This is a genomic window from Metapseudomonas otitidis, assembly GCF_011397855.1.
GTDB lineage: Bacteria > Pseudomonadota > Gammaproteobacteria > Pseudomonadales > Pseudomonadaceae > Metapseudomonas > Metapseudomonas otitidis.
This window is the reverse complement of the sequence record NZ_AP022642.1, coordinates 3,700,219-3,726,694: the sequence shown is the minus strand read 5'-3', so window position 1 is coordinate 3,726,694 and position 26,476 is coordinate 3,700,219. Positions and strand designations below refer to the sequence as shown.

At 69.5% G+C, this 26,476-nt stretch carries 21 protein-coding genes; 11 read left to right on the top strand and 10 right to left on the bottom strand.

Features of this window, described 5'->3' with window-relative positions:
- The first annotated feature begins 121 nt into the window (after positions 1–121).
- Together PotMrB4_RS17025 and PotMrB4_RS17020 are read left to right on the top strand one after the other, a co-directional pair.
- Entirely contained in the window at positions 122–1,381 is a 1,260-nt protein-coding gene (locus tag PotMrB4_RS17025) for an XAC2610-related protein (RefSeq protein ID WP_172434009.1), read from the top strand.
- 288 nt (positions 1,382–1,669) lie between these two features.
- Entirely contained in the window at positions 1,670–2,173 is a 504-nt protein-coding gene (locus PotMrB4_RS17020) for a hypothetical protein (protein ID WP_074967824.1), read from the top strand.
- Between the two features lie 385 nt (positions 2,174–2,558).
- Here PotMrB4_RS17020 and PotMrB4_RS17015 read toward each other — a convergent pair whose 3' ends face one another.
- The 6 genes from PotMrB4_RS17015 to acnA form a co-directional block, all read right to left on the bottom strand.
- Positions 2,559–3,095, bottom strand: coding sequence for a hypothetical protein (locus PotMrB4_RS17015; RefSeq protein WP_142008330.1), 537 nt, complete (start codon positions 3,093–3,095; stop codon positions 2,559–2,561).
- A 173-nt stretch (positions 3,096–3,268) separates the two neighbouring features.
- Positions 3,269–6,346, bottom strand: coding sequence for an efflux RND transporter permease subunit (locus tag PotMrB4_RS17010; protein ID WP_172434008.1), 3,078 nt, complete (start codon positions 6,344–6,346; stop codon positions 3,269–3,271).
- Positions 6,343–7,419, bottom strand: a complete 1,077-nt coding sequence (locus PotMrB4_RS17005) for an efflux RND transporter periplasmic adaptor subunit (protein ID WP_172434007.1) — start codon at positions 7,417–7,419, stop codon at positions 6,343–6,345. Before PotMrB4_RS17005 ends, PotMrB4_RS17010 begins: the two co-directional genes overlap by 4 nt.
- Entirely contained in the window at positions 7,416–8,549 is a 1,134-nt protein-coding gene (locus tag PotMrB4_RS17000; protein ID WP_232060727.1) for an efflux RND transporter periplasmic adaptor subunit, read from the bottom strand. The genes PotMrB4_RS17005 and PotMrB4_RS17000 overlap by 4 nt, the downstream gene beginning before the upstream one ends.
- 239 nt (positions 8,550–8,788) lie before the next feature.
- Complete coding sequence (locus PotMrB4_RS16995; RefSeq protein WP_074967834.1) at positions 8,789–10,354, bottom strand: methyl-accepting chemotaxis protein; 1,566 nt, start codon at positions 10,352–10,354, stop codon at positions 8,789–8,791.
- 162 nt (positions 10,355–10,516) lie between these two features.
- Positions 10,517–13,213: an aconitate hydratase AcnA gene (acnA, locus tag PotMrB4_RS16990; RefSeq protein ID WP_172434005.1), complete on the bottom strand. Its 2,697-nt coding sequence runs from the start codon at positions 13,211–13,213 to the stop codon at positions 10,517–10,519.
- A 249-nt stretch (positions 13,214–13,462) separates the two neighbouring features.
- On the opposite strand from acnA, the gene rlmM reads away from it, so the two are divergent.
- On the top strand, positions 13,463–14,515 hold the full coding sequence (gene rlmM, locus PotMrB4_RS16985) for a 23S rRNA (cytidine(2498)-2'-O)-methyltransferase RlmM (protein ID WP_172434004.1): 1,053 nt from the start codon (positions 13,463–13,465) through the stop codon (positions 14,513–14,515).
- 9 nt (positions 14,516–14,524) lie between these two features.
- On the opposite strand, the gene PotMrB4_RS16980 is transcribed toward rlmM, so the two are convergent.
- Positions 14,525–16,057, bottom strand: a complete 1,533-nt coding sequence (locus PotMrB4_RS16980) for an alpha/beta hydrolase (RefSeq protein WP_172434003.1) — start codon at positions 16,055–16,057, stop codon at positions 14,525–14,527.
- A 140-nt stretch (positions 16,058–16,197) separates the two neighbouring features.
- Between PotMrB4_RS16980 and tusA the strand changes: the two genes are divergently transcribed.
- Positions 16,198–16,437: a sulfurtransferase TusA gene (gene tusA, locus PotMrB4_RS16975; RefSeq protein WP_044403704.1), complete on the top strand. Its 240-nt coding sequence runs from the start codon at positions 16,198–16,200 to the stop codon at positions 16,435–16,437.
- A gap of 51 nt (positions 16,438–16,488) precedes the next feature.
- On the opposite strand, the gene PotMrB4_RS16970 is transcribed toward tusA, so the two are convergent.
- Positions 16,489–17,883, bottom strand: coding sequence for an MATE family efflux transporter (locus PotMrB4_RS16970; protein WP_232060726.1), 1,395 nt, complete (start codon positions 17,881–17,883; stop codon positions 16,489–16,491).
- 260 nt (positions 17,884–18,143) lie between these two features.
- Here PotMrB4_RS16970 and pdxB point away from each other — a divergent pair, with 260 nt between their 5' ends.
- Complete coding sequence (gene pdxB / locus PotMrB4_RS16965) at positions 18,144–19,286, top strand: 4-phosphoerythronate dehydrogenase PdxB (protein WP_172434002.1); 1,143 nt, start codon at positions 18,144–18,146, stop codon at positions 19,284–19,286.
- 97 nt (positions 19,287–19,383) lie between these two features.
- Complete coding sequence (locus tag PotMrB4_RS16960) at positions 19,384–19,854, top strand: hypothetical protein (RefSeq protein WP_052807548.1); 471 nt, start codon at positions 19,384–19,386, stop codon at positions 19,852–19,854.
- Between the two features lie 24 nt (positions 19,855–19,878).
- Here the strand turns inward: PotMrB4_RS16960 and PotMrB4_RS16955 are convergent, their stop codons facing one another.
- Positions 19,879–20,103: a hypothetical protein gene (locus PotMrB4_RS16955; RefSeq protein ID WP_172434001.1), complete on the bottom strand. Its 225-nt coding sequence runs from the start codon at positions 20,101–20,103 to the stop codon at positions 19,879–19,881.
- 213 nt (positions 20,104–20,316) lie between these two features.
- On the opposite strand from PotMrB4_RS16955, the gene PotMrB4_RS16950 reads away from it, so the two are divergent.
- Complete coding sequence (locus tag PotMrB4_RS16950) at positions 20,317–20,529, top strand: hypothetical protein (protein WP_172434000.1); 213 nt, start codon at positions 20,317–20,319, stop codon at positions 20,527–20,529.
- Positions 20,530–20,537: 8 nt separating this feature from the next.
- Here PotMrB4_RS16950 and PotMrB4_RS16945 read toward each other — a convergent pair whose 3' ends face one another.
- Complete coding sequence (locus PotMrB4_RS16945) at positions 20,538–21,482, bottom strand: LysR family transcriptional regulator (RefSeq protein WP_044403693.1); 945 nt, start codon at positions 21,480–21,482, stop codon at positions 20,538–20,540.
- Positions 21,483–21,657: 175 nt separating this feature from the next.
- Here PotMrB4_RS16945 and PotMrB4_RS16940 point away from each other — a divergent pair, with 175 nt between their 5' ends.
- From PotMrB4_RS16940 to PotMrB4_RS16925, 4 genes are read left to right on the top strand one after another with little or no spacing between them, the layout of a single operon-like run.
- On the top strand, positions 21,658–23,160 hold the full coding sequence (locus PotMrB4_RS16940; RefSeq protein ID WP_172433999.1) for an efflux transporter outer membrane subunit: 1,503 nt from the start codon (positions 21,658–21,660) through the stop codon (positions 23,158–23,160).
- Positions 23,157–25,337 carry an FUSC family protein gene (locus tag PotMrB4_RS16935; protein WP_172433998.1) on the top strand — a complete coding sequence of 727 codons (2,181 nt, stop codon included), beginning with the start codon at positions 23,157–23,159 and terminating at the stop codon, positions 25,335–25,337. Before PotMrB4_RS16940 ends, PotMrB4_RS16935 begins: the two co-directional genes overlap by 4 nt.
- Positions 25,327–25,527 carry a DUF1656 domain-containing protein gene (locus tag PotMrB4_RS16930; RefSeq protein ID WP_044403687.1) on the top strand — a complete coding sequence of 67 codons (201 nt, stop codon included), beginning with the start codon at positions 25,327–25,329 and terminating at the stop codon, positions 25,525–25,527. The genes PotMrB4_RS16935 and PotMrB4_RS16930 overlap by 11 nt, the downstream gene beginning before the upstream one ends.
- A 6-nt stretch (positions 25,528–25,533) precedes the next feature.
- Positions 25,534–26,415, top strand: coding sequence for an efflux RND transporter periplasmic adaptor subunit (locus PotMrB4_RS16925; protein ID WP_394354041.1), 882 nt, complete (start codon positions 25,534–25,536; stop codon positions 26,413–26,415).
- Positions 26,416–26,476 lie beyond the last annotated feature (61 nt).

Genomic DNA, 26,476 nt, shown 5'->3' with positions numbered 1-26,476 from the left:
CTGTTCTTGCCGGGTGTGTCGGTACGGGCACCGTGCCGGCGGTTTTGCTCGCCCAGGTCTCAGGGGCCGGGCGCCGGGTCTGCTACCCTGCGCGCCCCAATTCCGCCGACATGGAGGTTGCATGCGCGTTGTCCTTTCTTACCGTGGCGTTGTTTCCGGGCTGATCCTCGCGCTGGCGGCGCTGCCCCTGCCTGGCCGGGCGGACGAGGTGTCGGCCCCGGCGGTGGAGATCCCGGTGTGGAATCGCAGCTGGGTCGGCACTCTGGGCACCAAGACGGTGGAGGTGTCCCTGCAGCGGGTGGCCGATGGCCTGCGCGGCCGTTATTGCTACCAGCCTTGCAGCAACCAGACGCGCGACGTGCTCAGGCTCAGCGGGCGTATCACCGGCGAGGGGGCCGAGCTGGGCGAGTCCGACAGCAGCCGTGCCAACGTGGCGACCGGGACCTGGCGCATCACCTCGCTGGAGAAGGGCCTGACCGGCACCTGGATTTCGCCCAACGGCAAGCGCTCGCTGCCCCTGGCCCTGCGCCCGGCCACTGCCGAGGACGCGCTGGAGGCGCGCTTCCCCTTCGAGCTGCGCCTGGTGGCGGACGCACCGCCCGAGGAGGAGGGCGACGGTTGCCCCACGCCGCCGATGGTCTCGGCCATCCGCCTGTACAAGGACGGCCAGCTGGTGCAGACCCTGGCCACCGAGTCCCAGGGCACCTGTGGGATGTTCACGCCCTCGCTGATCGACGCCAACTTCGACGGCTGGCCGGACCTGACCATCGCCCAGTTCCTCCCGGCCGGCCCCAACATCCCCCACCAGACCTGGCTCTACGACCCGGCCACCGGCCGCTATGTCGACGCCCCGCCCATGCTGCAGGACATCAGCTCGGCGGAGTTCGATCCGGTCCACCGCATCGTCTACACGTACTGGCGCGCCAGTTGCTGCGAGCACGGCGTCTCCACCTACCGCTGGCAGGACGGCGACGTGCAGGAAGTGGACTCCCGCAGCAGCTACCTGCTGCCGCTGATCGACGGCGACAAGCGGCGCCTGTGCTACGTCATACCCAGCTACGGCGACGGCTTCATCGAATACAGCAGCCGGGTGGAGCAGGGCGACGACGGCCGCCTGCGCCTGCGCGGGCTCGACCCCACGTCCTGCGACATGGACGAAGGCAATTTCCTCGAACGCACCTACATCGAAATCTGGAAACCCGCATCGTCCGGCCAGCCGCCGACCCTGCTGCGCACCGAGGAAACCACCTGGAAACCGGTGCAGACCGCCGCCGGCCAGCGCTACTGCCCTGAAGTGCCGTACTACGACAACGGCCGCATCCGCCGCGTGCTGAACGACAACCCGGACCTGTGCAGCGAACAGAACCCGCTACAGCCCTGACCTCGTGCCCCGGCAGCAGCCCGACACATCCCTGGGCTGAAGCCCAGGCTACGGGTGTTTCCAGGCGTGTAGGGTGAGCGGCGCTTCACCCCTCCACCGCGAACTCCCAGGCGTGGCCCTGCGTAGCCCGGACTTCAGTCCGGGACGGTGCGGAGTCTCCCCGGGCTGAAGACCGGGCTACGGGTGTTTCCGGGCCACCAAGGAGACGGGTAGGGTGGATTGCGCTTTTTCCCTCCACCTTGGAAGGTCATGACACAAGCCCACGGGATCTGAACCACAGGAGACGATATGCATTGGATTCAGGTAATCATCGGCCCGCTTGAAACGTTGACGGCAGCACGCCGGGAGTTGCCTGCGGCGGTGGTTTGTCCGCTGCGGCAGGGGTTCGCGCTGATACCGATCACGGACGAGGTCGAGGCTGCGCTGCGGGTGCGTGGGGACCAGGCCCAGGCGGTTCGTCCCCATTCCGGCGAGATGGCTGTCGGCGTGGCCCGGCTTGCCGCCGAGCTCTCGGAGGCCGGGCCCATCGTCTACGCCGCCACCTACATCCACGGCGGCACCGGAGGGCAGGATGCCATTGCCTGGCTCGGCGGCCAGGTGGTGATCAACCTGGGGGACGACGAGGACGCCATGTCTCCCTGGCCGGACTCCCCCATCAGCCGGGTGTTGCGCCATGTCGGTGTTGTCGCGGCCGAGGGCGAGGACGAGTTCGACGCCCTTGGGTTGGGGAGTCACCGAAGCAACGAGGCCTGGGCAAAGGAGGCTGCCTTGGACGGTGCGCAGGGCGGGTAACACTTCACCGTGAAACACCCAGGCGTGGCCCTGTGTAGCCCGGACTTCAGTCCGGGAAGTGTGCCGAGCCCGTGCCTGGGTACAGTCCGGCGCATCCCTGGGCTGAAGCCCAGGCTACGGGCGTTTCCAGGCGGGTGGGGTGAGCGGCGCTTCACCCGCCACCGCGAATTCCCAGGCGTGGCTCTGCGTAGCCCGGACTTCAGTCCGGGACGGTGCCGAGCCTGTGCCCGGATACAGCGCGGTGTATCCCCGGGCTGAAGCCCGGGCTACGGGTGTTTCCAGGTGGGTAGGGGGGATGGCGCTTCATCCATCCACCGTGAAACACCTAGGTGTGGCCCGGGGAAGGCGGGGGCGGGCCCGGCCTTCCGAGGTCGGCGTGCCTGGCTTACTTGACGGGGTAGTCCCGGCCCCACAGGCGCACGGTCTTGGGTCCTTCCACCGGACCCTGGAAGACGAATTTCTGCCGAACACCGGTCTTGGGTGGGACGGTGACTTCCTCGGGGTTGTCCATCGGCGTCAGGTTGCTGGAGTAGTCGTCCTGGTCGATGGCCAGCAGGGCGCCGTTGTAGGTCAGGTTGATCAGTCGGATCGGCTTGTCGGTGAGGTTCTTGAAGCCGAACAGGACACTGAGGTTCTCATCCTGGGCTTCGGTCTTGAGCAGGTGGACCTCGATCTTGCCGTCCAGTTGGTCCAGCTGGGAGATCACCAGGGCGCCGTCCGCGCCCTGGGCGGACTGGCGGCCTTCGGTGATGCCTTCGGAGGCGCCGCCAAGGAGATTCTTGCCGGCCGAGATGGCGGCGGAAACGGCGGCCTTGGCCGAGTCCTTGATGGGGCTGCCGGTGTCGGTCGGCTCTTCGGCGGTGGCGCTGCCTGCGCCCAGCAGCAGTGCCAGTGCCAGGCTGGCCCTGGAGGAAATGCCCATGGTGTCGCTCCTTTTTCAGCGCTGCCGGGCGACGGCTCGGCACCCGCGTTCGTGGGCGGTTTTTAGCACAGGCCCCGGGTCTGCGCAGCCCGGCCCCCGGCGCCATCCGCCGCTTTTACGAACTCCATCGCAGCCTGCCGGGGAAACCGCACCGGCCGGGGCGGGCGGCCCCGTCAGTCCTCCCGGATGCGGTACCAGGTGACGTACAGCGCCGGCAGGAAGAACAGCGTCAGCAGTGTCGCGGCGATGATCCCGCCGATCATGGCGAAGGCCATCGGTCCCCAGAACACTTCGCGGGCGATGGGGATCATGCCCAGGCTGGCGGCGGCGGCGGTCAGCAGGATCGGCCGGGTGCGGTGGTGGGTCGCTTCGATCACGGCCTTCCAGGGTGAGCGGCCTTCGGCCTCGAAGGCCTCGATCTGGGTCACCAGGATCACCGAGTTGCGGATGATGATGCCGATCAGCGCGAGGATCCCGAGGATCGCCACGAAGCCCATGGGCGTGCCGGTGGGCAGCAGGGCGGCGACCACGCCGATCAGCCCCAGCGGGGCGACGCTGGCCACCAGCAGGGTCTTCTGCACGCTCTGCAGCTGGATCATCAGGAAGGTGGCCATGAGGAACAGCATCAACGGCACCACCCGGCCGATGGGCCCCTGGGCCTTGCCGCTCTCCTCGACGGTGCCGCCGGCAGCCAGCCGGTAGTTGGCCGGCAGCTTGGCGGCGAAGCCGTCGATGTCCGGCCGGAGCACCTTCACCAGGTCGGTGGGCTGGATGTCGTCGCTGATGCTGGCCTTGAGGGTGATGGTGGGCTTGCGGTCGCGCCGCCACACCAGCGGCTGCTCCAGTTCGTAGCCGACGCGGGCGAAGGCCTTGAGCGGGATGGAGGTGCCGCTGGCGTTGACCATCTGCAGGTTCTCGATGGTTTCCGGCGAGCTGCGTTCCTCGCGCCCGGAGCGGCCGACCACGTCGATCAGGAAAATGTCGTCGCGCACCTGGGTCACGGTGGTGCCGGTGACCACGCTGTTGAGCATCTGCGCCACGTCCTCGGAGCCGAGGCCCAGCTGGCGCAGCTTGTCCTGGGCGATCTCGATGCGCAGCACCTTACCCGGCTCGTTCCAGTCGTAGATGATCTCGCCGATGTGCGGGTTGCTGTCCAGCAGGGCGGCGAGCTGCATGGCGTAGTCGCGCACCTTGTCCACGTCCGGGCCGCTGATGCGGTACTGGATCGGCCGCCCCACCGGTGGCCCCATCTCCAGCGGCTGCACGTAGCTGCTGATGCCGACGAAGTCTCGGCGCAGGTGCTCGCGCAGGCGGCCCGCCAGACGCTCGCGGGCTTCCAGGTCGCGGGCGACGATCACCAGCTGGCCGTAGAAGGGGTTCTGCAGCTGCTGGTCCAGGGGCAGGTAGAAGCGCACCGCGCCCTGGCCGACGTAGGCGCTCCAGCGCGACACGTCTTCGTCGTCCTTGAGCAGCGCTTCGACCCGGTCCATCACCCGGCGCGTCTCGTCGATGCTGCTGTTCTGCGGCAGGTTCAGGTCCACCAGCAGCTCGGGCCGGTCGGAGGCGGGGAAGAACTGCTGCTGGACGAACTGCAGCAGGTACAGCGACACCCCCAGCAGCCCGAGGGTGACCACCAGGGTCAGCAGGTTGCGGCGCATGGCCCGCTGCAGCCAGCGGTCGAAGAAGCCGAACAGCCGGCTCTGCTTCTCCGCAGGCTGCTTGAGCGTCCTGGGCAGGATGTGCACGGCGATCACCGGGGCGAACAGCACGGCGACGATCCACGAGAGGATCAGCGCCACGGCGATCACCGCGAACAGGGTGAAGGTGTATTCCCCCGCCGAGCTGGCGTTGAGGCCGATGGGCACGAAGCCGGCGATGGTCACCAGGGTGCCGGTGAGCATGGGGAAGGCCGTGGAGCTGTAGGCGAAGGTGGCCGCTTCGTGCAGCGAGTCGCCCAGTTCCAGCCGGGTGACCATCATCTCCACGGTGATCATCGCGTCGTCCACCAGCAGGCCGAGGGCGATGATCAGCGCGCCGAGGGAGATCCGCTGCATGGTGATGTCGGTGTATTCCATGAACACGAAGACCATCGCCAGCACCAGCGGGATGGAGCAGGCCACCACCAGCCCGGCGCGCACCCCGAGGCTGACGAAGCTCACCGCGAGGACGATGACGATGGCCTCGAACAGGGCGCTGGTGAAGCCGCCCACGGCCTTCTCCACCACCTCGGCCTGGTTCGACACCGTGTGCACGCCGACGCCCACCGGCAGCTCGGCGGTGATCTGCTCCATGCGCTGGCGCAGCGCTTCGCCGAACTCCTGGATATTGCCGCCCTTGCGCATGGCCACGGCCAGGCCGATGGCGGGCTGGCCGTTGTAGCGGAACAACGTGCTGGGCGGGTCGGTGTAGGTGCGCTGGATGTCCGCCAGGTCGGAGAGGCGGTAGAAACGGTCGTTCACCCGCAGGTTCACCGCGGCGAGGTCGGCCTCGGAGCGGAACTCGCTGTTGGTGCGCACCGAGATGCGTTCGGGCCCGGCCTCGATCACGCCGGAGGGCGTCACCGCGTTCTGCTGGCGCAGGCTGTCCAGCACCTGGCGCTGGTCGATGCCCAGGGCGGCGAGCTTGCGGGTGGAGAAGTTGAGGTAGATGACCTCGCTCTGCGCGCCGATCAGTTCCACCTTGCCCAGGTTGTCCACGCTGCGGATGTCCAGCCGGGCCTTTTCCACGTAGTCACGCAGCTGGCGGAAGCTCAGGCCGTCGGCGGTGAAGGCGTAGACGCTGCCGAACACGTCGCCGAACTCGTCGTTGAACGCGGGGCCCTGCAGGCCCTGGGGGAAGTCGCCGCGGATGTCGTTGATCTTCTTGCGCACCTGGTACCAGATGTCCGGGATCGCCTTGCCGCTGGTGGTGTCCTTCAGGTAGACGAACACCGTCGCTTCGCCCGGCCGCGTGTAGCTCTTCACGTAGTCCAGGCTGTCCAGCTCCTCCAGCTTCTTCTCGATGCGGTCGGTGACCTGCAGCAGCGTGTCGTCCACCGTGGCGCCCGGCCAGCGGGCCTGGATCACCATGGTCTTGATGGTGAAGGAGGGGTCTTCCTCGCGGCCCAGGTTGAAGTAGGAGAACACCCCCATCACCAGCGACACGACCATCAGGTACCAGACGAACGAGGGGTGCCGCAGCGCCCATTCGGAGAGGTTGAAGCCGGCCTTGCCGGTGTCGCCGCGCGGGCGGTCCCTGTGCTGCTCGCTCACGGTTGCGCTCCTTCGTCCATCTTCACCTCCTGGCCCTCTTTCAAGCTGTTCACGCCGGCGCTGACGACCCGTTCGCCGTCGGCCAGCCCGCTGCCGACCGTGACCTTGCCGTCCTGGTTGCGCAGCACCTCCACGGTGCGGCGGTGCACCTGGCGTGCCTGCGGGTCCAGCACCCAGACCTGGGCCGGCCCGGTGGCGTGGGTATCGCCGATCAGCGCCGTGGCCGGCAGGTGGGTGCGCGGGGCGACCGGGCTGCTGAGCAGCACGCTGACGGTGCTGCCCAGGTGGAAGCTGGGCGGGGCCTCGTCCAGGGACAGGCGCAGGCGCCGGGTGCGGGTGGTGGCGTCGGCTTGGGGCGCCAGTTCCCTTACCGTGCCGGTGGTGCGCGCCTGCGGGTCGAGCTGGGCGCTTACCTCGAAGCGCGCGTCGGCGGGCAGGCGCTGGACCAGTTCGTCCGGCAGGTCGACCACCGCTTCCTTCACGTCCGGGCGGACCAGGGTCACCACCTCCTGGCCGGCCTGCACCACCTGGCCGGCCTCGGCGTGCCATTGGGTGATGACGCCGGCGATGTCGCTGCGCAGCTCGGTGTAGCCCAGCTGGTCCTGGGCTCGGCGCACCGCCGAGTTGGCCTGGTCGAGGGTGGCGCGGCTGGTCTTCAGGCGGGTGCGGGCGCGGTCCAGGTTGGCCTGGGCGCCTACGCCACGGGTGAGCAGTTCGGCCTGGCGGCGCTCGTCGGCCTGGGCGTCGATCCACTCGGCCTCGGCGCGGGAGGCATCGCCCTGGGCACTGAGCAGGGCGTTCTGCTGGTCGGTGGGGTCGAGGGTGGCGAGCAGGGTGCCGGTTTCCACGCTGTCGCCGACATTGAGGGTGCGTGCGGCGATGCGGCCGTTGGTGCGAAAGCCCAGGGTCGTCTCGTAGCGGGCCTGGATGCTGCCGGCGAAGCGGCCGACCTGGTGGACGTCGTCGCTGCGCACGGTGACGTAGAGCACCGGGCGCGGCGCCGGGGCCTCGTCCGCCTCCTGGGAGCAACCGGCCAGTGCGGCCAATGCAAGGGCTGGCAGCCAGGGCTTCATGGGCGGGCCTCCGTCCGGGTGCGGGGCTCGGCGCTGGCGCTGTGCTCCACCGGCTCGGCGGCCTGTTCGTCACGGGCCACTTCCACCTTCTGCCCGGGGTGCAGCATCTGGCCGCCCGCCACCACGACCCGCTGCCCGGCGGCCAGGCCTTCGCCGACGATCACCCGTTCGCGGGCGTAGCTGACCCGGCCCACCGGTTGCAGGTGGGCGCGGTCCTCGTCGTCCAGCACCCACACCGCCGGGTTCCGGCCCTGCTTGAACAGTGCCGACCAGGGCAGCACCACGCGGGGCTGCGCGGCCTGCGGCAGCTCGGCTCCCACCACGCTGCCCAGGCCCATGGCGGCGGGGACCCGGTCGAGGCCGACCTTCACCTTCAGCGTGCCGCTGCGGTCGTCGACGGTGGGGGTGACTTCGCGGATGCGGCCCTCGACCTGCACGGTCGGGTCGGAGAGCAGGTGGACGCTGACCGGCTGATCGCCCTGGTCGCCCTGGAACAGCGATTCGTAGACGTTGAACACGGCGTCCCGCTCGCCTTCGCCGGCCAAGGTGAAGATCGGCAGGGTGGCCTGCACCACCTGGCCGACCTCGCCGCTGCGCTGGGTGATGACGCCGTCGGTGGAGGCCTTGAGTTCGGTGTAGGAGAGCTGATCCTCGGCGGAGGCCTGCTGGGCGAGGGCGGCGTCCAGGGCGCTTTGTGCGGCACGGCGCTCGGCCTGGGCGCGGTCGTATTCGCTGCGGCTGGTGTAGCCCTTGGGCAGCAGTTGGCCCTGGCGCCTGAAGTCGACCTCGGCCAGGCGCAGCCGCGCCTGCTCGGCCGCGACGGCGGCGCGGGCGTTGTCCACCTGGGTGCGCAGCTCCTGCGGGTCGAGGCGGGCCAGGACCTGGCCGGCCTGCACCCGGTCGCCCACGTCGACATGGCGTTCGATGATCTTGCCGCCGACGCGGAAGGCCTGCTGCGCCTCGACCCGCGCCTGGATATCGCCCACCACGCTGGGGCGCGGGGCGTAGTCGGTGCGGGTGGCCTCGCGCACCAGTACGCGGGGCAGGTGTTCCTGCGGTGTGTCCTGGCCGCAGCCGGCCAGTGCCAGCGTCGCCAGGCAGAACGCGAGTGTGGGCGTTCGGGTTGCCATCCGTTTCCCCATCCTTGTCAGACTGCCGCGCCCACGCGAGCGCAGCGGGATACGAACTGTGAGTGGGGCGAAGCGGGAACGTTCAAGTGGAATCTTCAGGCCGGCGGCCCGACCCGGTGCGGATCTGCGGCGAAAAGACCTGTACGGCGCCGGTCGAACGGGTCAGGGAGGCGCGGCGGCGAGCGGGCGGCACAACGAAAAAGAGCGCCCTGGGGCGCTCCGTTTCGACCGGGTGGGGTTCAGCGGTTGAAGCGGTCCACCAGGGAGTACTGGCCGTGGGCGGTGTGGGCCAGCTCTTCGCTCAGCAGCGCGGTGCGCTGGGCTTCGCCGGAGGTCTGGTCGGCGAGCTGGGCGATGCTGCCGATGCGCACGTTGATCTCTTCGGCCACGGCGCTCTGTTCCTCGGTGGCGGCGGCGATCTGGTCGGTCATGGCGGTGATGTTGGCCACGGCTTCGCTGATGCCCACCAGGGCCTGGTCGGCCTGCAGCACCTGCTCGACGCCTTCGTCGGCCTGGCGACGACCGTTCTCCATGGTGCGCACGGTTTCCTCGGCGGTCTTCTGCAACTGGGCGATGAGCTGGTGGATCTGCCCGGTGGACTCGGCGGTGCGCTGCGCCAGGGAGCGCACCTCGTCGGCCACCACGGCGAAGCCCCGGCCCATCTCGCCGGCACGGGCAGCCTCGATGGCGGCGTTGAGGGCCAGCAGGTTGGTCTGGTCGGCGATGCCCTTGATCACGTCCACCACGCCACCGATCTCGTTGCTGTCCTGGGCCAGGCGGGCGACGGTCTCGCTGGTCTCGATCACCGACTGCGACAGGCGCTCGATGGCGGCGCGGGTCTCGGCGGCGACATGCCTGCCCTGGGTGGTGAGGCGGTTGGCCTCCTGGGTGGCGTCGGCGGTGCGCTGGACGTTGGAGGCAACTTCCTGGGTGGTGGCGGCCATCTGGTTGACGGCGGTGGCCGCCTGGTCGGTTTCCTGGCGCTGGCGCTCCAGCCCGTCGGAGCTGTTGTGGGCCAGGGCATCGGCCTGGCGGGCCTGGTCGGTGAGGTGCTCGGCGGTGTCCTGCAGGCGGGTGAGGCAGGTCTTGAGGCGTGCCTCCTGGCTGAGCAGGGCCATCTCCAGGCGGGCCTGGTCGCCCCGGCTGTCGGTGTACATCCGCGCGATCAGCGGGTCGGAGGTGGTCTGCTCGGCCAGGTGCAGCAGGCGCTTGATGCCGCGCCCTTGCCAGGCAAGGCCGATCAGCCCGAGGGGCACGGAGAGCAGCGCCGCGAGCAGGAAGCCCCAGTGGGAGGTCAGCCAGGCACCGATGAAGAAGCCGATCTGGCTGATGAGGATGAACGGCAGCCAGTCCTGCAGCACCGGCAGCCAGCGGTCCTGGCTGGGGATGGCGGACTTGCCGGCGTTGATCCGTGCGTAGAGCGCTTCGGCCCGGCGCACCTGCTCGGCGGTGGGCTTGACCCGCACCGACTCGTAGCCGGTGACCTGGCTGCCCTCGAAGATGGGCGTGACGTAGGCGTTGACCCAGTAGTGGTCGCCGTTCTTGCAGCGGTTCTTGACGATGCCCATCCACGGCCGGCCCTTCTTCAGGGTGGCCCACATGTGGGCGAACACGGCGGGGGGTACGTCCGGGTGGCGGACGAGGTTGTGCGGAGCGTGGATCAGCTCCTCCCTGGAATAGCCGCTGATATCGACGAAGGCCTGGTTGCAGTAGGTGATGACACCCTTGCCGTCCGTGGTCGAAATGAGGCGCTGCTCGGCGGGGTAGGTCCTTTCGCGTTGGGTAACCGGTTGGTTGTTTCTCATGTTGTTCTTCCGCAAGGCTTGAGGCGGGTATCGGCTCTGGTGAACCAAAGTTGAGCCATTTTTTGCCGTGCAGTGTAAACAGTTTGTGTCGTGTCGCCGTCGGGAAAGTTTCCTGCCAGCCCGCGACCCAGAGCCCTTGCGGGGCTCCGGGCCGCTTACAGGTCAGGCTGCGAGCAGCTGGCGCAGCACGTAGTGGAGGATGCCGCCGGCCTTGAAGTACTCCACTTCATTGAGGGTGTCGATGCGGCAGAGCACCTCGACATTCTCGTGGGAGCCGTCCTCGCGGGTGATCTCCAGGGTCAGGTCCATGCGCGGGCGCAGCTCCACGCCGCTGAGCCCGAGGACGGCGATCCGCTCGCGCCCGGTCAGGCCCAGGCGCTTGCGGTCGATGCCGCCGGTGAACTGCAGCGGCAGCACGCCCATGCCCACCAGGTTGGAGCGGTGGATACGCTCGAAGCTCTCGGCGATCACCGCCTTGACCCCCAGCAGGTTGGTGCCCTTGGCCGCCCAGTCGCGGGAGGAGCCGGTGCCGTATTCCTTGCCGGCGATGATCACCAGCGGCGTGCCTTCGGCCTGGTAGCGCATGGCGGCGTCGTAGATGGCCAGCTTCTCGCCGCTGGGCACGTGGAGGGTGTTGCCGCCTTCCTCGCCGCCCAGCATTTCGTTGCGGATGCGGATGTTGGCGAAGGTGCCGCGCATCATCACCTCGTGGTTGCCCCGGCGCGAGCCGTAGGAGTTGAAGTCGGCCGGCTCCACGCCGTGCTCGCGCAGGTAGCGCCCGGCCGGGCTGTCGGCCTTGATGTTGCCGGCGGGGGAGATGTGGTCGGTGGTCACCGAATCTCCCAGCAAGGCGAGGATGCGGGCGCGCTGCACGTCCGTCACCCGGGGCGGTTCGCCGCCGATGTCGGCGAAGAACGGCGGGTGCTGGATGTAGGTGGAGTCGGCTTGCCAGGCGTATGTGTCGGCGTCCGGCACCTGGATCGCCTGCCAGGTCTCGTCGCCGGTGAAGACTTCGGCGTATTCCTTGCGGAACATCGCGGTGTCCACCTTGGCGATGGCTTCGGCCACCTCCTGCTGGCTGGGCCAGATGTCCTTGAGGTACACCGGCTGGCCGTTGCGGTCCTCGCCCAGGGGCTCGCGGCTGAGGTCCAGGCGCACGCTGCCGGCCAGGGCATAGGCGACCACCAGGGGCGGGGAGGCCAGCCAGTTGGTCTTCACCAATGGGTGCACGCGGCCTTCGAAGTTGCGGTTGCCGGAGAGCACCGAGGCCACCGTCAGGTCGCCCTGCTGGATGGCCTGCTCGATGGGTTCCAGTAACGGCCCGGAGTTGCCGATGCAGGTGGTGCAGCCGTAGCCCACCAGGTCGAAACCCAGGGTGTCGAGGTACGGGGTCAGCCCGGCGGCGGCGAAGTACTCGGTCACCACCTTGGAGCCGGGGGCCAGGGAACTCTTCACCCAGGGCTTGCGCGCCAGGCCCTTCTCCACGGCCTTCTTCGCCAGCAGCCCGGCCGCCATCATCACGCTGGGGTTGGAAGTGTTGGTGCAGGAGGTGATGGCGGCGATCACCACGGCGCCATCCTCCAGGCGGTAGCTCCGGCCCTCGTGCTGGTACTCGGCCGTGCCGCGCTGGGCCTGGCCTCCGGTGCCGGCCGGGGCGGGCTGCAGGGCGAGGAGGTCATCGAAGGTCTTGGCCACGCGGGTCAGCGGGACGCGGTCCTGCGGGCGCTTGGGGCCGGCCAGACTGGCTTCCACCGTGCCCATGTCCAGGGCCAGGCTGTCGGTGAACAGCGGCTCGTCGCCGGCATTGCGCCACAGGCCCTGGGCCTTGCAGTAGGCCTCCACCAGCTTGACGGTGGCCTCGGGCCGGCCGGACAGGCGCAGGTAGCCGAGGGTCACCTCGTCCACCGGGAAGAAGCCGCAGGTGGCCCCGTATTCCGGCGCCATGTTGGCCAGGGTGGCGCGGTCGGCCAGGGGCAGTTCCGCCAGGCCGTCGCCGTAGAATTCGACGAATTTCCCCACCACCCCTTTCTTGCGCAGCATCTGGGTGACCGTCAGCACCAGGTCGGTGGCGGTGATGCCCTCGCGCAGCTTGCCGCTGAGCTTGAAGCCGACCACCTCGGGAATCAGCATCGACACCGGCTGGCCGAGCATGGCCGCCTCCGCCTCGATGCCGCCGACGCCCCAGCCGAGCACGCCGAGGCCGTTGATCATGGTGGTGTGGGAGTCGGTGCCCACCAGGGTGTCGGGGAAGGCGTAGGTCAGACCGTCTTCCTCCCGTGTCCAGACGGTGCGGCCGAGGTATTCCAGGTTCACCTGGTGGCAGATGCCGGTGCCCGGCGGCACCACGCTGAAGTTGTCGAAGGCGCTCTGGCCCCAGCGCAGAAAGGCATAGCGCTCGCCATTGCGGGCCATCTCCAGCTCCACGTTGCGGGCGAAAGCCTCGGGGCTGGCGTAGCGGTCCACCATCACCGAGTGGTCGATCACCAGGTCCACCGGGGAGAGCGGATTGATCTTCTGCGGGTCGCCCCCGGCGCTGGCCACGGCATCGCGCATGGCGGCCAGGTCGACCACCGCCGGCACGCCGGTGAAGTCCTGCATCAGCACCCGCGCCGGGCGGTACTGGATCTCCCGGTCGGAGCGACGCTCCTTCTGCCAGGCGACCAGGGCATCGAGGTCGTCCCGGGTGACGGTCTTGCCGTCCTCCCAGCGCAGCAGGTTCTCCAGCAGCACTTTCAGGGACAGGGGCAGCTTGTCGATGCTGCCGAGGCTCTTGGCGGCCTCCGGCAGGCTGAAGTAGTGATAGGTCTTGCCGTCCACATCCAGGGTGCGGCGGCTGTTCAGGCTATCCAACGAGGGCATCTGCTTCTCCTTTGGCCCACACGGCGGGGGCCGGTACACGGACGGAGACCCTCAAAGCTAGTCGCGCTGCACGGGCCTCGCCATGTTCTGGACTGCGTTGGCCGGGCTGGGGTTCCGCCTGTCGAGCGTTCACACGCCGAGGGCGCCAGTCCGTCGGTAGGAATTTCCTTTGATCTAAGACTTTTGCGCAGACGGTTGTGTGAAATCGGCTACGTCGGCTCTATAGTGCGCGCCCGAGGAGACACCACCATGAACACCCTGTTACTGCACTGCCGGCCCGGCTTCGAGGGCGAGGTCTGCGCCGAGATCACCGACCTGGCTGCGCGCCTGGAGGTGCCCGGCTATGCCAAGGGCAAGGCCGGCAGCGCCCATGCCGAATTCATCTGCCAGGAGCCCGGCGGTGCCGAGCGCCTGATGCTGGGGCAGCGTTTCGCCCGGTTGATCTTCCCGCGCCAGTGGGCCCGGGGTGAGTTCCTCGCGCTGCCGGAGACCGATCGCATCAGCGTGCTGCTGGAGCACCTGGGCGCGTACCCGGTGTGCGGCAGCCTCTGGCTGGAGGTGCTGGACACCAATGAAGGCAAGGAGCTGTCGAACTTCTGCAAGAAGTTCGAGGGCCCGCTGCGCAAGGCGCTGGATAAGGCCGGGTGCCTGCGGGACGACCCGCGCCTGCCGCGCTTGTTGCTGACGTTCCGCAGTGGCCGCGAGGTCTTCGTCGGGCTGGCCGAGCCGGACAACTCGGCCCTCTGGCCCATGGGCATCCCGCGCCTGAAGTTCCCCCGCGAGGCGCCCAGCCGCTCGACCCTGAAGCTGGAAGAGGCCTGGCACACCTTCATCCCCCGCGAGCAGTGGGAGACGCGCCTGTCCGGCGACATGACCGGGGTCGACCTGGGGGCTTCGCCCGGCGGCTGGACCTACCAATTGGTGCGGCGCGGCATGCTGGTCACCGCCATCGACAACGGCCCGATGGCGCAGAGCCTGATGGACACCGGCCTGGTGCAGCACCTGCGGGCCGACGGCTTCACCTACAAGCCGAAGCAGCCGGTGGACTGGATGGTCTGCGACATCGTCGAGAAGCCGGCGCGCAATGCGGCGCTGCTGGAGACCTGGATCGGCGAGGGCCTGTGCCGCGAGGCGGTGGTCAACCTCAAGCTGCCGATGAAGCAGCGCTATGCGGAAGTGCAGCGCCTGCTGCAACGCCTTGAAGAAAGCTTCAAGGCGCGCCGCATCAAGGTGGCGATGGCCTGCAAGCAGCTCTACCACGACCGCGAGGAAGTCACCTGCCACCTGCGGCGCCTCGGCTGAGGCTGCCGCTCAGTGGGGCAGGGGCTGCAGCTCCGGCAGCTCCACTTCACCGGCCAGGCTCACCTGGCCCGGCCACCAGGACCCGTTGAACAGGTACTGCCCGCTGAAGCCGCTGAAGCGCAGGCCGAGGCGGTCACCCGGTTGCAGACGGGTGCTCACCGAAGGCAGGCGCACGTCGGCTCGCGCGGCCAGTGGGGTGACCTGCTCGCTCAGCACCTCCACATCCCCGTTGGCCCGGCGCACGGCAAGGGCGGCGAAGACTTCGTGATCGTCTTCCCGGGGGCGCAGGTGCAGCAGGGTCGGCCCCACGAGGGCAGCCGGCTGTTCGATCCGCTTGAGTTCGACGAAGGCCGCCGGCTGCAGCCAGCCGCTGGTGGCGGGGCGCAGGCGGGTTTCCTGCAGGGGCAGCGTGCTGGCCTGGCGCGGTGCTTCGTGCAGGGCCAGGCCCTGGTCGGTGGACAGGCTCAGGCACAGGCGCGGGATGCTGTCCGCCGCGCCGTGACGGCCGCGCAGGCGATCTTCGTACCAGTTCACCACTGCGGTTTCGAGGTTGAGGGCCTGGCCGTCGCAGTGCAGCACCGGTTCGTTGTTGAAGGGCGGCAGGCCGCTCCACTGCTGCAGCGGTGGCGGCAGGATGTGCCCGCCCTGGATGCCCAGCAGGCGCACGTCGGCGCTGCCCTGGCGCAGGCAGTCGCGGATCGCCAGGCCCTGGTCGAGGGGGAAGAGGGTGTCGCGCAGACCCTGGATCAGCAGGGCGTCGGCTCGCGGGCGGCGGCCTTGTTCGCAGTAGGCCGCCAGGCTGTGGGCGTGGAGTTCGTCGCGTACCGGCTCGGTCAGTTCGCCGCCGGCACTGCGCAGGTAGGGCGCCTGGATGAATTTGCCGAGGTCGTAGCCGGTGGCCAGGCCGAGACTGACCAGTACGCCGGTCCAGCCCACCTTGAGGCGGCCGCCGGGGGCGAGGGCGTCGGCCAGGTCGTACCAGGTGGCGATGGGCACCAGCACGTCGATGCGCGGGTCTTCGCTGGCGGCCAGCAGTTGCACGGCGCCGCCGTAGCTTTCCCCGAGCATGCCCACGCGCGGGTCGCCGGGGCCGTCCTCGGTCAGGCGCGGCAGGTGGGCGCTGGCCCAGTCCACCACGGCGCGGGCGTCCTGCACTTCATAACGCGGGTCCATCATCTCGATGTCGCCTTCGCTGCCGCCCCAGCCGCGCTGGTCGTAGCTGACCACCCAGTAGCCGGCGCGCCAGGCCCGCAGGGCGGTGCGCCCGGAGATCATGCGCTGGCCGTAGAAACCGTCCGGCCCGGTGACCCGCCAGCCTCCCCAGCCGTGGGTGTGCACCACCAGCGGGGCGGTTTCCCCAGCGGCGAGGGCGGGTTGGAACACGGTGGCGGAGAGCCGTGTGCCATCGCGGGCGATGATCACCGCGTCGTACCAGGTGGCGGGCAGGGCCTTGCCGGCCTGGGTGCTGTAGTCGGGCAGGTGGTCGCGGGCGGCGCAGCCGCCGAGCAGGAGGAGGGCAAGCAGCAGGCAGGTCGGGCGCATGGTGGTTGGGCATGTGGTGGGCGTGGCGCGGCAGGCTACCACCGTTGCGTTCCGTCCGGCGGCCCATCCAAGGTCGGGCCCTGGGAGTGGGCGGACGCGGCGCTTTGCGCGACAATAGCGCCCCTTCGACGGAGTGCCCCATGACCGATCAGCCCGATGCCATTCTCGACGCCACCGGCCTCAACTGCCCCGAGCCGGTGATGATGCTGCACAACAAGGTGCGCGACCTGCAGGCCGGCGGCCTGCTCAAGGTGATCGCCACCGATCCCTCGACCCGCCGCGACATTCCGAAGTTCTGCATGTTCCTCGGCCACGAGCTGGTGGACCAGGCGGAAGAGGCAGGCACTTATCTGTACTGGATTCGCAAGAAAGCCGATTAACAAACAGGGCCCGAAAGGGCCCTGTTGCGTTGTTGAGACACTATCGCCGGATCAGGCCACAGCGGTCGGCCGCTGGCTCAGGTGGCGGATGTGCGCCCGGGCGCTGCCGGTGATGCGGTAGCTGAGCATGACCGCCGCCACCGTCAGGCCGACGATCAGCCCCTGCCACAGCCCGCGCGGGCCGCTGGCTTCGCCCAGCCAGTCGGTCAGCCCCAGCAGCCAGCCCACCGGCAGGCCGATGCCCCAGTAGGAGAACAGGGTGATGACCATGGTGGCGCGGGTGTCCTGGTAGCCCCGCAGCGCACCGGCGGCGGTCACCTGGATGGCGTCGGAGAACTGGAACAGCGCGGCGAACACCAGCAGCGAGGCGGCCATGGCGATCACCTCCGGGTCCGGCGTGTAGATGCCGGCGATGCCTTGGCGCAGCAGCATCATCAGGCTCGCCGAGAGGCAGGCGTAGGCCAGCGCGGTGGCCATCCCCACGCCGGCGGCGAAGCGCGCCTCGCGGGGCTCGCCACGGCCCAGGGCCTGGCCTACGCGCACGGTGACGGCCATCGCCAGGGAGTAGGGGATCATGAATACCAGGGAGCTGAAGTTCAGGGCGATCTGGTGGCCGGCCACCACGTTGGCGCCAAGGCCGCCGATCAGCAGGGCGATCACCGCGAAGATGCTCGACTCGGCGAACACCGCGATGCCGATGGGCAGGCCCACCGACAGCAGGCGGCGGATCACCGACCAGTCGGGCCGCTCGAAGCGGGCGAACAGGGCGCTGCCCTGGTAGACGCGGGCGAAGCGCACCCAGCCGAGCATGCCCAGGAACATCATCCACATCACCGTGCCGCTGGCCCAGCCGCAGCCCACGCCGCCCATGGCCGGGAAGCCCAGGTGGCCGTAGATCAGCACGTAGTTCAGCGGGATGTTCAGCAGCAGCCCGCAGATGCCCAGCACCATGCTCGGGCGGGTCCTGCCCAGGCCGTCGCTGAAGCAGCGCAGCACCTGGTACAGCGCCACCGCCGGCAGCCCGTAGGCGATGCCGTGCAGGTAGCCCATGCTCGGGGCGATCAGGTCTTCCTCCACGCCCATCAGGTGCAGCACCGGCTCGGCACACAGCAGCAGGCCGGCGCCGCCCAGGCCCACGGCCACGGCCAGCCACAGGGCCTGGCGCACCAGAGGGCCGATCTCGCCCTGCTGGCCGGCGCCGAAGCGCTGCGCCACCTTGGCGGTGGTGGCCAGGAGAATGCCGGTCATCAGCAGGAACACGGGTATCCAGATGGAGTTGCCCAGGGCCACGGCGGCCAGGTCGCGGGGGCTCACGCGGCCGGCCATCACGGCGTCGACGAAGCCCATGGCCGAGTGGGAGAGCTGGGCGATCATGATCGGCAGGGCGAGGGTGAATAGGGCTCGGAGTTCGCGCCGGGTACGGTCGAGGCGAGTTCGGATGGTCACGGGAGGTCTTTCCATGGCTGTGTAGCGTTCACCGGTACGGCGGTGGCGTCCGTCTTGCGTATGCCCAGGGCGGGCCGCCTGGCTGCGATGGGCTCGCAGCGGGCGCTGAAGCGGCCGTGGCAGGGGGACTGCCGGCGATGGGGAATCAGCGGAGGCGAAAGACCGCGTAGTCTACGCGTTGACGCATGGGTCAGGAAAGGGCTGTAGGACCTTGCGCGACGGATTCCGTAGAATGCCCACCCCGCCCATGGAGTGCCCCCATGCAGATCCTCGCTGACGAGAACATTCCCCTGGTCGATGCCTTCTTCGGAGGCTTCGGCACCATCCGCCGCCTGCCCGGCCGGGCCATCGACCGCGCCGCCCTGGGCGATGCCGAGGTGCTGCTGGTGCGCTCGGTGACCCATGTGGACCGCGCCCTGCTGGAAGGCAGCGCGCTGCGCTTTGTCGGCACCTGCACCATCGGCACCGATCATCTGGACACCCAGGCCCTCGACGCGGGTGGTATCGCCTGGTCCAGTGCGCCGGGCTGCAACGCCCGGGGCGTGGTGGACTACGTGCTGGGCAGCCTGCTGACCCTGGCCGAGGACGCCGGCGTCGACCCGGCCAGCCGCACCTATGGCGTCGTTGGCGCCGGCCAGGTGGGCGGGCGCCTGGTGCAGGTGCTGCGCGAGCTGGGCTGGACCGTGCTGGTCTGTGACCCACCGCGCCAGGCTGCCGAGGGTGGCGACTACGTGGACCTGGACACCCTGCTGGCGCGCTGCGATGCCATCAGCCTGCACACCCCGCTGGAAAAATCCGGCGACCACCCCACCCATCACCTGCTCGATGCCACCCGCTTGGCCGCCTTGCGCGACGGCACCTGGCTGATCAATGCCGCCCGAGGCGCGGTGGTGGACAACCATGCCCTGCGCGACGTGCTGGGCCGGCGCCCGGACCTGCGCGTGGTGCTGGACGTGTGGGAGGGTGAGCCCGAGGCGGACCCGCAACTGGCCGCGCTGTGCCGCATCGCCACCCCGCATATCGCCGGCTACAGCCTGGACGGCAAGCTGCGCGGCACCGAGCAGATCTACCAGGCCTTCTGCCGGGCCCTGAAGCAGCCCGAGACGGTGCGCCTGGCCGACCTGTTGCCGGCGCCCTGGCTGCCCGAACTGGTTCTGGATGCCAGCGCCGATCCGCAGTGGGCGCTGCCCATGCTCTGCCGCGCGGTGTACGACCCGCGCCGGGACGACGCCGACTTCCGCCGCAGCCTGGTGGGGGACGCCATCCAGCGCCGCGCTGCCTTCGACGCGTTGCGCAAGCACTACCCGGTGCGCCGCGAGATCGACGGCCTGCGGGTGCGCCTGCTGGGCGAGTCGCCCGCGTTGCAGCGCTGCATCCGCGCCCTCGGCGCGACCCTCGCCTGACCTGCGGCGAGCTGCCGCGCAACGGCGGCGCCTGCCTGTCGCCGGCGCCGTGCTATAACCCTTGGACTTCAAGCCCCGCAACCACGGAGATGGACGAATGAGCGACACCCAGAACACCCCCAAGTCGAATGCCGCCGAAATCCTCAGCAGCTATGACCTGAGCACGGCGAAGGACTTCGAGTGGACGGGGCGCAGCATGGACTGGTTCCTGCAGATGCTGGTGCGCCAGGCCAACGAACTCGGCGTGGAAGTGGGCATCACCCTCACCGTCGGCGCAGGCCTGGTCAGCGGGACGCTGATCTCCGTGGAGAGCTACTTCGACCTGTTCGCCCAGGAATACGCCCACTCCTGGCCGGAAGAGGGCCGCGAGGACATCCGCGCCACCTTCGCCAAGCTCGGCGTCATGGCCAAGTCCACCGGGGAAGACCCGAACCTGCTGCCGCCCCAGTACATCCACCTGCGTGATGTCAGCGTCTACGCCGCCGGCGGCCTGACCTGCACCGGACTGACGCTGTGGCGCGGCACCCTGGCCTCGGTCACCGGTTTCAACCTCGGCACCCTCAGCTGATCCTGCCGACGGCCTGCGTGGCCGTCAGTACTTGCGCCTGACCGCCACGTCCTGGATACCGTGGCCGGTGGTCAGGCGCAGGTAGTCCCGGTTGTCCCTCGGCGGCGTCTCCCCCAGTGGAATGCCGTGTCGCTCCACCAGCAGCGCATGGATATCGGCGCTGCTGGGCGGTCCGTCCCGTTCGACGATGAACGCCTGCGGGCTCCCGTGGAGCCGGTAGATGATTTCGTATCGATAGCTGCCAGGCATCTCGCGTCTCCGCTTGCGGCTGTCCGATGTTGGACGGCGGAATGCCGTGAAGGTGCGGGGCATTTGACGGCTTCGGGGCACCTCGCCGGTCAGCGCGGGCAGGGCGGTGGCGGCATCGTGGCGACCCATGAGCACTATCGAGCGGACTGATTTCCGTACCGCCAGGCCGGCTCCTAGAGTGACGCCATCGTCCACATCGCCCTGGAGTCCAGCATGCACAGTGCCGAGATCATGTCCCTGGTCGGCTCAGCCGTCCCCGAAACCCTGCGCCGCGCCGGCCACCTGGCGTGCTGGCTGGTGGTGCTGGATGGCACGGTGAAGGCCGGCCCCTTCGTGCGCCTGGCCGACGCCCAGGCCAGCCAGGCCATCTGGCTGCTGGAGAGCGCCAAGCGGCGCAAGCGCCAGAGTGCTGCGCTCGCCGCCTGACGGAAGGCTCAACCCAGCGTTGCGCTGTGCTCCAGCAAGACCGACTCGTCGGCCTTCAGGCGGCCGGGGAGGAAGTCGCGGAGGAACTCCACCCAGGTGCGGATCTTCGCATCGAGGAACTGCCGCGACGGGTACAGCGCATAGATGCCCAACGGGAACAGGCTGTGATGGGGCAGCACCCGCACCAGGCTGCCGTCCCGCAGGCCGTGCACCGCCGAGTACACCGGCAGCACGCCGATGCCCATGCCCGCCCGCAGCGCCTCGGTCAGCGCATCGGCGGTGTTCACCTGGAAGGGCGTCTGGGTGATGGTGATCATCTGCTGCCCGTCCGGGCCATCGAAGGTCCACTTGTCCAGCGACATCACCGAGTTCACCAGGCGCAGGCAGCGATGCCCCAGCAGGTCGGCGGGCTGGCGTGGCGCGCCGTGCTTGGCGATGTAGCCGGGGGAGGCGCAGAGCACGCTGTAGGTGGTGCCCAGCTGCTTGGAGATGAAGCCCGAGTCCGGCAGCTCCTGGGCGATCACCACCGAAATGTCGTAACCCTCGTCGAGGATGTCCGTAGTGCGGTTGGCCAGGGTCAGGTCGAAGCTCACGTCCGGGTAGGTCTCGGCGTACTGGGCAATGGCTTCGATCAGGTAGTGCTGGCCGATGCCGGTCATGGCGTGGACCTTCAGGTTGCCGGCGGGGCGGGCGTGGGCTTCGCTGGCTTCGGCTTCGGCCTCCTCGATGTAGCCGAGGATCTGCTCGCATCGCATCAGGTAGCGCTGGCCGGCTTCGGTGAGGGCAATGCGGCGGGTGGTTCGGTGCAACAGGCGGGTTCGCAGGTGGGTCTCCAGGGTGGCGACCGCGCGGGAAACGTAGGAGGTGGTCAGGTCCAGTCGTTGGGCGGCGGCGGTGAAGCTGCCGGTCTCCGCGACACAGACGAAGGCACGCATGTTGAAGAGGATGTCCATCAAGGGCTCCGGCCCGGAACGGGGCGCGAATTCTGGCATGAAGTGGTGCCGCCGATTATGGCCGCTGAGTACACAATGAATCACCTATCCGTGTGCTTATCCTGACCCCCGGGCGACACATAGAATCGCCGCCGTTACGGGCCACCAGAGCCCTTGCCATCAGGATTCGCCGCACGTGCCCCGCATCGATCGGCCCGGCTTGCTCCGGGTCAGCCTGTACGTCTGTTTCCCGCTCCTCTGTTCCTGCATCGACTCCAACGGCATCGCCCCGGCCAGCCAGGTCCCCGACCCGGCCGCGCTGGAGGTGGGGGCCGCCATCGCTTCGGCCGAGGCCCAGGCCGGCTGGCCCGCCAGCCAGTGGTGGCGAGCCTTCGGCGACCCGCAGCTGGACGCCTGGATGGACCGCGCCCTGGCCGGCAGCCCGAGCCTGGACATGGCCGCCGCCCGGGTCCGCCAGGCGCGGGCCCTGGCCCACGTGGTGGAGGCGGACGAATCGCCCAGCCTCGGCCTGGCCGCCAACGTGCAGCGCAAGCGCTGGCCCGACGACGCCTTCTATGGCCCCGGCGACCTGGCGCGCACCAGCTCGTGGAACAACACCAGCCAGCTCGGCTTCAGCTACCCGCTGGACCTCTGGGGCCGCGAGCGTGCCCGTGGCGAGGCGGCGGTGGACCGTGCCCGGGCCAGCGTCGCCGAAGCCCGGCTGGCAGCCCTGGAACTGCAGGGCAACCTGGTGCGCGCCTATATCGGCCTCGCGCTCCATCACAGCCAGCTGGACATCGCCCAGGCCGAGCTGACCCAGCGCCAGCAGCTGGTGGGGCTGGCCAAGCGTCGTCGCCACGACGGTATCGGCACCCGCCTGGAGGTGACCCGCGCGGAAATGGGCATCCCGCCCGTGGAGCGGCAGATCGACGAACTGCGCGAAAGCATCGCCCTCGATCACAACCTGATCGCCGCACTGGCAGGGGAGGGGCCGGGGGCTGCCGAAGCCATGACTCGGCCGCGCCTGGCGCTGCTCAGGGACATCGGCCTGCCGCCGCGCCTGCCCCTGGAACTGCTCGGCCATCGCCCGGACCTGGTGGCGGCACGCTGGCAGGTGGCGGCCGAAGCCAAGGGCATCGAGGCGGCCAAGGCGGATTTCTACCCCAATGTCGACCTGCTCGGCGGTCTTGGCAGCTCGGCGGTGCAGGGCGGCGTGCTGGATTTCCTGCGCTACGACAAGCTCACCTGGGGCCTCGGCCCGGCGCTGTCCCTGCCGCTCTACGACGGCGGGCGGCGGCGCGGCCAACTGGCCGAAGCCAGCGCCGGCTACGACCTGGCAGTGGGGCATTACGACCAGACCCTGGTGCAGGCCATCAAGGGCGTGGCCGATGCCCTGGTGCGCCTGGAGTCGCTGCACCAGCAACAGCGCCTGGCGGAAGTCTCCGTGGCCCAGGCGCGACACGCCTGCGACCTGACCCTGCTGGCCCAGCAACGCGGGCTGACCGACTACAGCGAGGTGCTGCAGGCGCAGCCGGCCCTGTTCGAGGCCCAGCGCGTGGAGCAGCAGGTGCGCGCACGGCGCCTCGCCGCCCAGGCCGACCTGCTGCTGCAGCTGGGCGGTGGCCTGCCGCAGGAAGCCGGCCCTGCCACTGAACACCTGACGCCCTCCGAACCCCGCTTCCGCCTGGCACGCCCATGAACATCGACGCTACCTGGACCACGGCGCTGCGCCGTGACCTTGCCCATTGGGCCCGTACCGAAGGGGTCACCTGGGTCTTCATCTTCAAGGCCCTGCTCACCGCCTTCATCGCCCTGTGGCTGGCCTACCGCCTGGAGCTGCCGCAGCCCGGCACGGTGCTGGTCACCGTGTTCATCGTCATGCAGCCGCAGAGCGGGCAGGTCCTGGCCAAGAGCTTCTACCGCATCATCGGCACGCTGCTGGGGCTGACGGTGATGGTGGCGCTGATCGCCCTGTTCAATCAGGAGCGGGTGCTGTTCATGCTGGCCATCGCCATCTGGATCGGCCTGTGCACCGCCGGCGCGGCACGCTACCGGGACTTCCGTGGCTACGCCTGCGTGCTGGCCGGCTACACCGCCGTGATCATCGGCCTGCCCGCCACCCTGCACCCCGAAGGCGCCTTCATGTCGGCGCTGTGGCGGGTGCTGGAGATCACCCTGGGCATCCTCTGCACCGGCCTGGTCAGCGCCCTGGTGCTGCCCCAGACCACCAGCGCCGACCTGCGCGGCACCTTGCAGGCGCGCTTTCGCGACTTCGCTGCATTCGCCTGCGAAGGCCTGGCCGGCAGCCTCGACAGCGAGCGCTTCGAAGCGCTCAACGCGCGCTTCGCCGCCGTGGCCGTGGGCTTGGAGAACATGCGCAACGCCACCACCTTCGAGGACCCGCACATGCGCATGCGCGCCGGGCGGCTGGCACGGCTGAACAACGAGTTCATGGTCCTTTCCACGCGCTTCCACGCCCTGCACCAGTTGCTCAAGCGCCTGCACCTGGGCGGCGCCCACCTGGTGCGCGAGGCCTTGCAGCCGTGCCTCGGCGAGGTCTCGGCGCTGCTGGCCGCGCAGCGCGAGCGCCTGGGCAGCGACGCCGAGGCGGCGGAGTTCGCCGAACGTCTGGCCGCCTGCCGGCAGGAGCTGATGCAACTGATCCGCAGCGGGCGCGGCTGGTTGGCCGAACGCCAGGTGGACGAGGCCGGCGCGCTGGATTTCGATACCGCCGCCGAGCTGCTGTTCCGCTTCGTCGACGACCTCCATGGCTACGCCATGACCCTGGCCTCGCTGCTGGAACACCGCCACCACCGGGAGGACTGGCAGGAGAGCTTCCGCCCCCGCGCCAACCTCCTGGCCGCCGCCGTGGCGGGCATGCGCAGCAGCCTGCTGATCCTCGCCCTGGGCACCTTCTGGATGGCCACCGCCTGGCCCGCCGGGGAGACCTTCACCATGACGGTGGGGATGATCTCGGCCCTGGCCTCGTCCTCCTCCAACCCCAAGCGGCTGGCGCTGCAACTGACCCTGGGCGCCACCGGCGGCGCCCTGGCGGGCATCTTCACCACCTTCTGCGTGCTGCCCTCGCTGGATGGCTTCGTCATGCTCTGCTGCGCCCTGGCGCCCACCTTCGCCCTCGGCGCGCTGCTGCTGTCGCGCCCGGCCTGGTCCGGCTACGGCGTGGGGCTGCTGGTGTGGTTCTGCCTGCTGTCGCTGCCGGGCAACCTGGTGCAGTACGACCCTTACCGGCTGCTCAACGAGTACCTGGCGGTGCTGCTGTCGATGACCGTGGCGACCCTGGCGGCGGCGCTGATTCTGCCGCCCAACCGGCCCTGGCTGTGGCGGCGTCTGGAGCACGACCTGCGCATGTGCGCAGTGCACACCGTCAGTGGGCGCATCCGTGGGCTGATCAGCGGTTTCGAGAGCGGCACCCGTGACCTGCTGGCCCAGGCCTATGCCTTCTCCGCCGGGCGTCCGGACATCCAGCGCCGGCTGCTGCGCTGGATGTTCGCCGTGCAGGAGGTGGGGCACGCGGTGATCGAACTGCGCCTGGAGCAGGCGCGCCTGCCGGCGCTGTCCTGCTATGCCGAATCCATGCCCTGGCGCCACGCCGTGCGCGCCATGGGCCGGGCGCTGATCCGCCTGCTGATCCAGCCCGGCGAGGTCAACCGCCAGCGTGCGCTGCAGGCCGTCGAGCAGGCCATCGAGGCGGTGCGCGCCACCCCAGAGCCCTGCGCGCCACAGTTCGAGACCTCGCCGCTGCGGCGGTTGCAGAGCTACCTGCACTTCATCCGCACCTCCCTGCTGGACCCCCTGGCACCCTGGGCCGAGCACCAGGACGCCGGCACCGCCCCGGTACCCGCCCATGCCCCGTGAAATCGCCGTGCACGGCGTCTACCTGCCGAGCCTGACCCTGCTGTTCCTGATCACCCTGGTCGGCGGCTGGCTGATCGACCGCGTCGCCGCGCGGCTCGGCCTCTACCGCCTGGCCTGGCACCCCGTGCTGCTGCGGGTCTGCCTGTTCACCTGCCTGTACGCCTCCCTGGCCCTGGCCACCTACCGTTGAGAGACCCTGTCCGTGAAACGAATCATCAGTGTCAGCGCGACCCTGCTCATCCTCGCCCTGGCGGTGCTGTTGGTGCAGCGCCTGTGGCAGCACTACATGGACTCGCCCTGGACCCGTGACGGCCGGGTACGGGCCGACGTGATCAACATCGCCCCCGACGTGGCCGGGCTGGTGGTGGAGATCCCGGTGCGCGACAACCAGCGGGTCAAGGCCGGCGACGTGCTGGTGCGCATCGACCGTGCCCACTACGAGCTGGCCGTACGTGACGCCGAGGCCGAGGTGGCCGCACGCAAGGCCGACCTGGAGATGCGCCGGCTGAACGCCCGCCGGCGAGCCGACATGGACGACCTGGTGGTCTCACGGGAGAACCGCGAGGACGCCGGCCATCTGGCCGACGGCGCCATGGCCCGCTACCGCCAGGCGCTGTCCCGGCTCGACGCCGCGCGGCTGGACCTGGAACGCACCGAAGTCCGCGCCCCGGTGGACGGCTACGTGACCAACCTCAACCTCTACCGGGGCGACTACGTGCACGCCGGGCAAGCCGGCATGGCGCTGGTGGATGCGCACTCCTTCTACGTCAACGGCTACTTCGAGGAGACCCGCCTGCCGCGCATCCGCCAGGGCGCGAAGGTGGAGATGCGCCTGATGAGCGGCGAGCGCCTGCTCGGTCACGTGGACAGCGTGGCGCGCGGCATCTACGACCGCGACAACCCGGAAAGCCGCGAGCTGGTGGCCGACGTGAACCCCACCTTCAACTGGGTGCGTCTGGCCCAGCGGGTGCCGGTGCGCATCCACCTGGACGAGGTCCCCGAGGGGCTGGAGCTGTCCGCCGGGATGACCTGCACGGTGGTGGTGGACGAGTCGCGCCAGGGCCAGCCCGGCGCCTGAGGGATTGTTGACCAGCACGTCACAGTCCTTGTGCTGGATCGCCCTGTAAGCCCCGTGGGGC

Excerpts from the sequence above, each read along its gene's own strand:
- tusA (WP_044403704.1), top strand. The coding sequence starts at position 16,198 with ATGACCGATCAGCCCGATGCCATTCTCGACGCCACCGGCCTCAACTGC.
- PotMrB4_RS16930 (WP_044403687.1), top strand. The coding sequence starts at position 25,327 with ATGCCCCGTGAAATCGCCGTGCACGGCGTCTACCTGCCGAGCCTGACC.
- PotMrB4_RS16950 (WP_172434000.1), top strand. The coding sequence starts at position 20,317 with ATGCACAGTGCCGAGATCATGTCCCTGGTCGGCTCAGCCGTCCCCGAA.
- PotMrB4_RS17005 (WP_172434007.1), bottom strand. The coding sequence starts at position 7,419 with ATGAAGCCCTGGCTGCCAGCCCTTGCATTGGCCGCACTGGCCGGTTGC.
- PotMrB4_RS16945 (WP_044403693.1), bottom strand. The coding sequence starts at position 21,482 with ATGGACATCCTCTTCAACATGCGTGCCTTCGTCTGTGTCGCGGAGACC.
- rlmM (WP_172434004.1), top strand. The coding sequence starts at position 13,463 with ATGAACACCCTGTTACTGCACTGCCGGCCCGGCTTCGAGGGCGAGGTC.
- PotMrB4_RS17020 (WP_074967824.1), top strand. The coding sequence starts at position 1,670 with ATGCATTGGATTCAGGTAATCATCGGCCCGCTTGAAACGTTGACGGCA.
- PotMrB4_RS16980 (WP_172434003.1), bottom strand. The coding sequence starts at position 16,057 with ATGCGCCCGACCTGCCTGCTGCTTGCCCTCCTCCTGCTCGGCGGCTGC.
- pdxB (WP_172434002.1), top strand. The coding sequence starts at position 18,144 with ATGCAGATCCTCGCTGACGAGAACATTCCCCTGGTCGATGCCTTCTTC.
- PotMrB4_RS17015 (WP_142008330.1), bottom strand. The coding sequence starts at position 3,095 with ATGGGCATTTCCTCCAGGGCCAGCCTGGCACTGGCACTGCTGCTGGGC.
- PotMrB4_RS17000 (WP_232060727.1), bottom strand. The coding sequence starts at position 8,549 with ATGGCAACCCGAACGCCCACACTCGCGTTCTGCCTGGCGACGCTGGCA.
- PotMrB4_RS16960 (WP_052807548.1), top strand. The coding sequence starts at position 19,384 with ATGAGCGACACCCAGAACACCCCCAAGTCGAATGCCGCCGAAATCCTC.
- PotMrB4_RS16955 (WP_172434001.1), bottom strand. The coding sequence starts at position 20,103 with ATGCCTGGCAGCTATCGATACGAAATCATCTACCGGCTCCACGGGAGC.
- PotMrB4_RS17025 (WP_172434009.1), top strand. The coding sequence starts at position 122 with ATGCGCGTTGTCCTTTCTTACCGTGGCGTTGTTTCCGGGCTGATCCTC.
- acnA (WP_172434005.1), bottom strand. The coding sequence starts at position 13,213 with ATGCCCTCGTTGGATAGCCTGAACAGCCGCCGCACCCTGGATGTGGAC.
- PotMrB4_RS16995 (WP_074967834.1), bottom strand. The coding sequence starts at position 10,354 with ATGAGAAACAACCAACCGGTTACCCAACGCGAAAGGACCTACCCCGCC.
- PotMrB4_RS16935 (WP_172433998.1), top strand. The coding sequence starts at position 23,157 with ATGAACATCGACGCTACCTGGACCACGGCGCTGCGCCGTGACCTTGCC.